Origin of the sequence: Geminicoccus sp. (assembly GCF_036263595.1) — a bacterium.
In the GTDB taxonomy this organism is placed as follows: domain Bacteria; phylum Pseudomonadota; class Alphaproteobacteria; order Geminicoccales; family Geminicoccaceae; genus Geminicoccus.
The window spans coordinates 1-3281 of sequence record NZ_DATAGQ010000067.1 but is presented as its reverse complement, the minus strand read 5'-3'; the positions used below and the strand labels follow the sequence as shown (position 1 = coordinate 3281).

Here is a 3281-nt window from a genome sequence, read left to right as displayed (position 1 = left end):
TGGTCTGGCTCGAGCGGCAGACCCTGCCAGGGTGAACAGCGTCAGGGGAACCTGTCGGCACAGGGATGATCAGCCCGAAGGCAACATCCTGCCAACACAGAGCCGCGGTCGTCGTCACCTCGCCGTACGACGCGGTCCGGCCCCACACGTTGGCCGGTAAATGGAGGTGTCCAGCTTGCTCGCATCCGGTGCCAAACGAGGTCCATGGGCGGCACATCGCAACGGCCTGCGAGGACGGGAGGCCCAGGCTGGGCGGCGTCAGAACGGCTTCAGCCAGTGCTCGGCGTCCTGGATCAGCTTGGCGAGGATGTGGTCGAGTGCGACGCGCTCCACCGGCGACAGGCATTTCAGCATCTCATTCTCGCGCTGGCGGAACAGGGCGCTGGTCTTCTCGATCACGGCCAGGCCGGCTGGCTCGATGGTCAGCAGGGCCCAGCGCCGGTCGGACTTGACCGGCTCCCGGCGGATCAGTTCCTTGCGCAGGAGTTGCTCGACGGCGCGGCTGATGCTGTTCTTGGGGCGACCCAGCACATCCGAGATGCTCTTGGCGGTGAGCTGGCCATCAAAGGCCAGGCAGAACAGGATGTTGTTCTCGTCGCGCAGCAGGCCGTAGGTCCGCTCGATCTTGTTGAACATCGGGGTCGTATAGAAGCCGCTCCAAAGGCTGATGCGGAAGCCATCGGCGTCGACGCGATCGTTGCGCAGGATGCCACCCAGGATGGAACGGATCGTCGGGACATGGCTGTTGCCGGCCGACTCTCCCGTCCGGTCGTGGTCGGCTGGTCCGGCGGTCATGCCTCGGCCTTCCGCATCAGGTGGCGGGCGGTGAACAGGTCGAGATGGGCGCCGCCGACGTTCTTGAACAGGGTGATCTCGTCGTTCGACCGGCGCCCCGGATGGCGGCCGCTGCACAGGTCGAACAGATCGGCCTCGACCGAGTCCAGCCCGATCAGGCCGACGGCGATCGGCTGGCCCAGGTCGCCCGAGCCGTCGCAGCCCTTGCGGGTGTCGACGAACAGGCGAGCGCGGCGAATGACGTCGTCATCCGATTCGCGCATGTCCGGCAGGTAGGCGCCGATCAGGTCGACATGGGTCCCCGGGCGCAGGAGCGCGCCGCGTACCAGCGGTGCCTTGGACATGGTCACGCAGGAGATGATGTCGGCCTGTGCCACGGCCGCATCGAGGTCGGTGATCGCCTCGACGCTGGCAGACGGCAGCCGCAGGTCCCGCGCCAGCGCCTCGGCCCGGGCCGCCGTGCGATTCCAGACCAGCACCCGCCGGATCGACGGGCGCACGCTGGTATGCGCCATGGCGACATGGGGCGCTAGCCCACCGGCACCGACGACCAGCAGGGTAGCAGCATCCTTGCGGGCAAGGCAGTCGGCACCAAGGGCGGAGTCGGCGGCGGTCTTGCGAAAGGTGAGGGCGGCGCCGTCGCCGGCGGCCAGAGGCGCACCGGTGGCGGCATCGAACAGGGCGACCAGACCCTGCACGGAAGGCTGCGGCTCCGGCAAGGCGAGGTTGCCGGGGAAGACGCCCACCAGCTTGGCGGCAATCACGTCACCCGCAGCCCAGGCGACCAGGGACAGGAACTTGTCCCCGCTACCGGCGGGCTCGTCCATTACCAGGCTGGCCGTCGTCGGCATCGCTCCGTTGCCGTGCGCCACACGCAGCGCCTCGACCAGAGACGGATAGTCGAGCAGGCGGTGCACGCTTGCCGGATCAAAGGTTCTCATCCAGGTCGCCCAGTCGAGGATGCGGGTGGTGGGCCTCGGCTACTTGCCGCTATTCGTTGCCGGAGCCGCTGCCGCCCAGCGCTGGCGCCGGCCGAACAGGCGTCCCTTCACCCGCTCGATGATGCCAGTAATGCCGTCACGGGCAAGCAGCATCATCACCAGCATCAGGAGGGCGAAGATCAGGACCGTATACTCGCCGCCATAGCCGCGCGCGTAGTAGTCGATCACCCGGAACACGATCGTGCCGAGAATCGGGCCGGTGACGGTGCCGATGCCGCCGACCACCACCATGGCGAGCACCAGGCCCATGTTGGCAAGAAGCCCCATGGTGGGGGTCACCAGCCCAACTGCGCGACCGTTCTTCCTTCATCCGCGACGTGCCCGAGCGGGTGCGGCCGGTCACCTTCCACCTGCCGATCTACCGGGACGGCCCGATCTCGCTGCGCCGGATGCTGTGGGGCTTCCGGCTGATGGAGAGCCTCGACCCTGGCGGTGTGCCGCTCGAGGCAAGCATGATCGAGCCCGCAAAAGTGCGCCGTGATGCCTGCCTGCGCCATCTGCGCGACCTGGACCGGCTGGAGGGCGTGGTGCGCTGCGTGGAGCACCAGTTCAACTGGCCCGAGCGCATCTGCGTCGACGCCGTCTTCAACGCCGCCGAGAATGGCGCCAAGGTCCAGAACTACACGCCCGTCGAGCGGATCGAGCGCCGCCCGGACGCCACCTGGCTCCTCCACGCCCGCGACCGCCGCGGCGATCCGTGCAGCCACTGGGTGCGCACCATCGTGAATGCTGCCGGCGCCTGGGTTGATGAGATCGCACGCGGCTCATCCCTGTCTGTCCCCCGCCTGAACCAGGGTGCGAAAGCCAGCAACGTGGCAGTGCGCCTGGTCGGGGAGGACGAGATCGTCCAGCTCCTGGAGCAGTTCAACGACCTGTTCCCGGCACTGCGGATCCGCCGTGACGACGTCATCTATAGCTGGGCTGGGGTGCGCCCCCGGACTGCCCATTCCCGCCATCCAGCAGGAGGCCCGGCCGTCCGGGTGCACGATCTGGCCAGCGCGGGTGCACCTGGATATTTCGCCTATACCGGGGGCCTGCTGATGGTCCATCGCAGTACAGGTCGCGAGATCATCGGCGCGCTCAGCCGTCGCCTGGCGCCATCGTGCCCAGCCAGACCCCTGATCGGGTCGGCCCGCCTGTTCCCGTCCCAGGCCAATCGTCTGCAGCTCCATGGCGCGCACGGCAGCATCGATGTCACCGGCCTCGTCTATGCCTGCGAGCAGGAGGGGGTGGTGGAACTCGACGACCTGTTGCGCCGCCGGTGGCGCTCGGCTGGGACGAAGGACTTGGCTGCGATGTCGCCCAAGATGCCGCCATGGCTGTGCGGGGCGTGATGGGTTGGACGGTGCAGGAAGCTCAGGCCAAGGCGCAACATTATGTAGCCGCCACCAGGCACATTCGTTCGGCCTGCGCAGCTCAGGAGACTGGCGCGAAAGGCTCTGCAGTGCCTTGGGATGCCGGACATAGTGAGCGGTCGATGGCTTC

4 protein-coding genes are annotated in these 3281 nt (G+C 67.8%); 1 reads left to right on the top strand and 3 read right to left on the bottom strand.

Translation table 11 applies throughout. The features are described 5' to 3' along the window. Positions 1-258: 258 nt before the first annotated feature. Genes VHL31_RS05530 through VHL31_RS05520 form a run of 3 tightly spaced genes read right to left on the bottom strand, consistent with a single transcriptional unit; the run spans position 259 to position 2063 of the window. Positions 259-795: a MarR family winged helix-turn-helix transcriptional regulator gene (locus tag VHL31_RS05530; RefSeq protein ID WP_329660207.1), complete on the bottom strand. Its 537-nt coding sequence runs from the start codon at positions 793-795 to the stop codon at positions 259-261. Continuing rightward, on the bottom strand, positions 792-1736 hold the full coding sequence (locus tag VHL31_RS05525; RefSeq protein WP_329660206.1) for an ornithine cyclodeaminase family protein: 945 nt from the start codon (positions 1734-1736) through the stop codon (positions 792-794). Before VHL31_RS05525 ends, VHL31_RS05530 begins: the two co-directional genes overlap by 4 nt. Before the next feature lie 39 nt (positions 1737-1775). After that, positions 1776-2063, bottom strand: a complete 288-nt coding sequence (locus VHL31_RS05520) for a hypothetical protein (RefSeq protein ID WP_329660205.1) — start codon at positions 2061-2063, stop codon at positions 1776-1778. A gap of 50 nt (positions 2064-2113) precedes the next feature. On the opposite strand from VHL31_RS05520, the gene VHL31_RS05515 reads away from it, so the two are divergent. Then, positions 2114-3130, top strand: coding sequence for an FAD-dependent oxidoreductase (locus VHL31_RS05515; protein WP_329660204.1), 1017 nt, complete (start codon positions 2114-2116; stop codon positions 3128-3130). The last annotated feature ends 151 nt before the right edge of the window (positions 3131-3281 follow it).